Consider the following 5,903-nt stretch of genomic DNA (forward strand, 5'->3'; position numbering starts at 1 on the left):
AGGCACACGTTCTTAGAAAAACAGCTTACCGGACCGCTTATTATATAGGTGGGGTTACTGAGAAAAAATAATCAGAAAAAAATTCGGAAAAAGTTTGTGAGAAAAGAAAAGTTTGCTACTTTTGCACCCGCAATAACAGCGAGTTCTTTTAGAGAGTGATATTAACTGGAAACCCTTTTAAATAAAGGGAGGAGCTTAAAAAGGCTTCGAAAAAAAAGTTCAGAAAATATTTGCAGAAATGAAAAACTTGTCTACCTTTGCAACCGCAAAACGAGCGACGTACTTTGAGATAATGATACCGCAATTTGAGCTTTACTTTAATAAGGAGTAAGTCTTAAAGAAATCCGAAAAAAAAGAGGAAAAAAGATTTGCAGGTTAGGGAAAAAAGATAGTATCTTTGCCTTCCCGTTTCAGGAATGAAACACTGGCCGCAATCACTGCTTCTTTAACGGAAAAGCTTTAGAAATAAAAAAGAAATTTTTTTTTGAAAAAAGCTTGCGGGATTAAAAAGAAGTTGTACTTTTGCAGCCGCTTTGAGAAACAAACGCCGAGAGGCTGCGTGACTGAAGCGAAACAAAACAGAAGAACACGTTCATAGACATATTGGATTGACAGCATAAAGAGAGAGTAAGAAACTCGATTTATCGAAAAAAACAGACCTAGCAAAAAAGATCGTAAAAATATTAAAAATATACGATGAAGAGTTTGATCCTGGCTCAGGATGAACGCTAGCGGCAGGCCTAACACATGCAAGTCGAGGGGTAGAGGAAGCTTGCTTCCTTGAGACCGGCGCACGGGTGCGTAACGCGTATGCAATCTGCCTTGTACTGGGGGATAGCCCGGAGAAATCCGGATTAATACCCCATAGTATATAGAACTGGCATCTTTTCTATATTAAAGAACTTCGGTACAAGATGAGCATGCGTCCCATTAGCTAGTTGGTATGGTAACGGCATACCAAGGCAATGATGGGTAGGGGTCCTGAGAGGGAGATCCCCCACACTGGTACTGAGACACGGACCAGACTCCTACGGGAGGCAGCAGTGAGGAATATTGGTCAATGGACGCAAGTCTGAACCAGCCATGCCGCGTGCAGGATGACGGTCCTATGGATTGTAAACTGCTTTTATACGGGAAGAAACCCCTCTACGTGTAGAGGGCTGACGGTACCGTAAGAATAAGGATCGGCTAACTCCGTGCCAGCAGCCGCGGTAATACGGAGGATCCAAGCGTTATCCGGAATCATTGGGTTTAAAGGGTCCGTAGGCGGCTTTATAAGTCAGTGGTGAAATCCGGCAGCTCAACTGTCGAACTGCCATTGATACTGTAGAGCTTGAATTATTATGAAGTAACTAGAATATGTAGTGTAGCGGTGAAATGCTTAGATATTACATGGAATACCAATTGCGAAGGCAGGTTACTAATAATACATTGACGCTGATGGACGAAAGCGTGGGGAGCGAACAGGATTAGATACCCTGGTAGTCCACGCCGTAAACGATGGATACTAGCTGTTCGGAAGCAATTCTGAGTGGCTAAGCGAAAGTGATAAGTATCCCACCTGGGGAGTACGAACGCAAGTTTGAAACTCAAAGGAATTGACGGGGGCCCGCACAAGCGGTGGAGCATGTGGTTTAATTCGATGATACGCGAGGAACCTTACCAGGGCTTAAATGTAGAGTGACAGGACTGGAAACAGTTTTTTCTTCGGACACTTTACAAGGTGCTGCATGGTTGTCGTCAGCTCGTGCCGTGAGGTGTCAGGTTAAGTCCTATAACGAGCGCAACCCCTGTTGTTAGTTGCCAGCGAGTAATGTCGGGAACTCTAGCAAGACTGCCGGTGCAAACCGTGAGGAAGGTGGGGATGACGTCAAATCATCACGGCCCTTACGTCCTGGGCTACACACGTGCTACAATGGCCGGTACAGAGAGCAGCCACCTGGCGACAGGGAGCGAATCTATAAAGCCGGTCACAGTTCGGATTGGAGTCTGCAACCCGACTCCATGAAGCTGGAATCGCTAGTAATCGGATATCAGCCATGATCCGGTGAATACGTTCCCGGGCCTTGTACACACCGCCCGTCAAGCCATGGAAGCTGGGGGTACCTGAAGTCGGTGACCGCAAGGAGCTGCCTAGGGTAAAACTGGTAACTGGGGCTAAGTCGTAACAAGGTAGCCGTACCGGAAGGTGCGGCTGGAACACCTCCTTTCTAGAGACACGATCGCAAGGTTTGTAATGAGTGATAAGTAAAAGACTTACTCTCGCTGTTAGTTCAAAAATTTAAAGTAAGAGAGCTGGAAGAAAGCTGCTGAGTAACTGAGTTGCTAAGTAGGTAAGATTCTAAAGAAATATAGTCTCGTAGCTCAGCTGGTTAGAGTACTACACTGATAATGTAGGGGTCGGCAGTTCGAGTCTGCCCGGGACTACTAAATCTCTTCTTATTTTAGGTAAAAAAAGGAAATTCTGGAAGTTGAGGATTGGATATTAATTCAACATTCAAAATTCAACATTCAAAAAAGAAGAATGGGGGATTAGCTCAGCTGGCTAGAGCGCCTGCCTTGCACGCAGGAGGTCATCGGTTCGACTCCGATATTCTCCACATCCGGCTAAAGTCGCTGATATTTTTGTCAGTGGCGAGATGCCACACGTTCATTGACATATTGAGATAAATACAAAGTAGAAAAATATAGAAAGCACAGTTGTGTGTTAGCAATAACGCACATATAAAGTACAATAAGCAAAATAAGGGCGTATGGGGGATGCCTGTGGCTCTCAGAGGCGAAGAAGGACGTGATAAGCTGCGAAAAGCTGCGGGGATTGGCACATACGATGTGATCCGCAGATATCCGAATGGGGCAACCCACTATATTGAAGATATAGTACCCGATAGGGGGCGAACCCGCTGAACTGAAACATCTAAGTAGGCGGAGGAAGAGAAAACAAAAGTGATTCCGTGAGTAGTGGCGAGCGAAAGCGGATTAGCCCAAACCAGTGTTGTTACGGCAATACTGGGGTTGTAGGACCACGACATTGTATGTAAATTGAATCAGAAGCATCTGGAAAGTTGCACCACAGAGGGTGATAGTCCTGTATGAGTAAGAGATATAATACATAGTGGTATCCTGAGTAGGGCGGGGCACGTGAAACCCTGTCTGAATCCGGCGGGACCATCCGCCAAGGCTAAATACTCCTGAGAGACCGATAGTGAACCAGTACCGTGAGGGAAAGGTGAAAAGAACCGTGAATAACGGAGTGAAATAGATCCTGAAACCATACGCCTACAAGCGGTCGGAGCCCTTTAGTGGGGTGACGGCGTGCCTTTTGCATAATGAGCCTACGAGTTACCGTTGCTGGCAAGGATAAGTGATTAAGTCACGGACCCGTAGCGAAAGCGAGTCTTAATAGGGCGCTTCAGTCAGTAATGGTAGACGCGAAACCGTGTGATCTACCCATGGGCAGGATGAAGCTGTGGTAACACATAGTGGAGGTCCGAACCGGTTGACGTTGAAAAGTCTTCGGATGACCTGTGGGTAGGGGTGAAAGGCCAATCAAACTCGGAAATAGCTCGTACTCCCCGAAATGCATTTAGGTGCAGCGCTGGATATAGTTATATAGAGGTAGAGCTACTGATTGGATGCGGGGGCTTCACCGCCTACCAATTCCTGACAAACTCCGAATGCTATATAATGTTTACCAGCAGTGAGGGCATGGGTGCTAAGGTCCATGTCCGAGAGGGAAAGAACCCAGACCATCAGCTAAGGTCCCCAAATGTATGCTAAGTTGAATAAACGAGGTTTGTCTGCCCAGACAGCTAGGATGTTGGCTTGGAAGCAGCCATTCATTTAAAGAGTGCGTAACAGCTCACTAGTCGAGCGGACGAGCATGGATAATAATCGGGCATAAGTATACTACCGAAGCTATGGATTTACGTTTATACGTAAGTGGTAGGGGAGCATTCTATTCAGCGTCGAAGGTGATATGTGAGTATTGCTGGAGCGGATAGAAAAGAAAATGTAGGCATAAGTAACGATAATGCGGGCGAGAAACCCGCACACCGAAAGACTAAGGTTTCCTCAGCTATGCTAATCAGCTGAGGGTTAGTCGGGACCTAAGGCGTACCCGAAGGGGGAAGTCGATGGCCAACGGGTTAATATTCCCGTACTGCTTATAATTGTGATGGGGTGACGGAGTGATGAAAGTACCGCGAACTGACGGAATAGTTCGTTGAAGCACCTAGCTATAAGGCCTGTAGGCAAATCCGCAGGTTTTGGTGAAATGCGATAGTACACGGAGTCTTCGGACAAAGTGATAGTGTACCTAAGGGCTTCCAAGAAAAACCTCTAAACTTAGATTATAAGCACCCGTACCGTAAACCGACACAGGTAGTCGAGGAGAGAATCCTAAGGTGCTCGAGAGATTCATGGCTAAGGAATTAGGCAAAATAGACCTGTAACTTCGGGAGAAAGGTCGCCAGCAGCAATGCTGGCCGCAGTGAAAAGGTCCAGGCGACTGTTTATCAAAAACACAGGGCTCTGCAAAATCGTAAGATGAGGTATAGGGCCTGACACCTGCCCGGTGCTGGAAGGTTAAGAGGAGATGTTATCTTCGGAGAAGCATTGAATTGAAGCCCCAGTAAACGGCGGCCGTAACTATAACGGTCCTAAGGTAGCGAAATTCCTTGTCGGGTAAGTTCCGACCTGCACGAATGGTGTAACGATCTGGACACTGTCTCAGCCATGAGCTCGGTGAAATTGTAGTATCGGTGAAGATGCCGATTACCCGCAGTGGGACGAAAAGACCCTGTGCACCTTTACTATAGCTTAGTATTGACCTTGGATAAGTGATGTGTAGGATAGGTGGGAGACTTTGAAGCGGCGTCGCCAGGCGTTGTGGAGTCATTGTTGAAATACCACCCTTTGCTTATCTGAGGCCTAACCGCACATTGTGCGGGACATTGCTTGGTGGGTAGTTTGACTGGGGTGGTCGCCTCCAAAAGAGTAACGGAGGCTTCTAAAGGTTCCCTCAGCACGCTTGGTAACCGTGCGTAGAGTGCAATGGCATAAGGGAGCTTGACTGAGAGACATACAGGTCGATCAGGTACGAAAGTAGAGCATAGTGATCCGGTGGTTCCGTATGGAAGGGCCATCGCTCAAAGGATAAAAGGTACGCCGGGGATAACAGGCTGATCTCCCCCAAGAGCTCATATCGACGGGGGGGTTTGGCACCTCGATGTCGGCTCGTCACATCCTGGGGCTGGAGAAGGTCCCAAGGGTTGGGCTGTTCGCCCATTAAAGTGGCACGCGAGCTGGGTTCAGAACGTCGTGAGACAGTTCGGTCTCTATCTACTGCGGGCGTTAGAAATTTGAGTGGATCTGACTCTAGTACGAGAGGACCGAGTTGGACAAACCTCTAGTGTATCTGTTGTCCCGCCAGGGGCACCGCAGAGTAGCTACGTTTGGAAGGGATAAGCGCTGAAAGCATATAAGCGCGAAACCCACCACAAGATGAGATTTCTTTTAAGGGTCGTGGAAGATGACCACGTTGATAGGCTATAGATGTAAAGGCAGTAATGTCATAGTCGAGTAGTACTAATAACCCGTAAGCTTATGTACGCTCTTTCCCTCCCTCCAGGGGGAGGGGAGAAACTTTCTAATAAAAAGTATATTATTATTTATCTCAGTATGTTAAGATATTTGTTTACAGTTACTAGTTACCTGTAATCCTGTTGCCCAAAGCAACATAACGACTTAAGGTGGTTATTGCGGCGGGGCTCACCTCTTCCCATTCCGAACAGAGTAGTTAAGCCCGCCTGCGCAGATGGTACTGCATCTTGTGGGAGAGTATGTCACCGCCTTTCTTTTGAAAACCCTATCCATAACCGGATAGGGTTTTTTGTTTTGTA

2 tRNA genes and 3 rRNA genes are annotated in these 5,903 nt (G+C 47.0%); all 5 read left to right on the forward strand.

Annotated features, from left to right (window positions below):
* Positions 1–693 precede the first annotated feature (693 nt).
* Positions 694–2,210 (forward strand): 16S ribosomal RNA (locus NU09_RS16975).
* Between the two features lie 143 nt (positions 2,211–2,353).
* Positions 2,354–2,427: transfer RNA gene (locus NU09_RS16980), tRNA-Ile, on the forward strand.
* 99 nt (positions 2,428–2,526) lie between these two features.
* Positions 2,527–2,600 (forward strand) — tRNA-Ala (locus NU09_RS16985).
* 132 nt (positions 2,601–2,732) lie between these two features.
* A 23S ribosomal RNA gene (locus NU09_RS16990) occupies positions 2,733–5,613 on the forward strand.
* A 136-nt stretch (positions 5,614–5,749) separates the two neighbouring features.
* Positions 5,750–5,858, forward strand: a 5S ribosomal RNA gene (gene rrf, locus NU09_RS16995).
* Together the 16S, 23S and 5S rRNA genes with 2 tRNA genes alongside form the textbook arrangement of a ribosomal RNA operon.
* Positions 5,859–5,903 lie beyond the last annotated feature (45 nt).

The organism is Flavobacterium beibuense, assembly GCF_004151245.1.
Classification (GTDB): Bacteria; Bacteroidota; Bacteroidia; order Flavobacteriales; family Flavobacteriaceae; genus Flavobacterium; species Flavobacterium beibuense_A.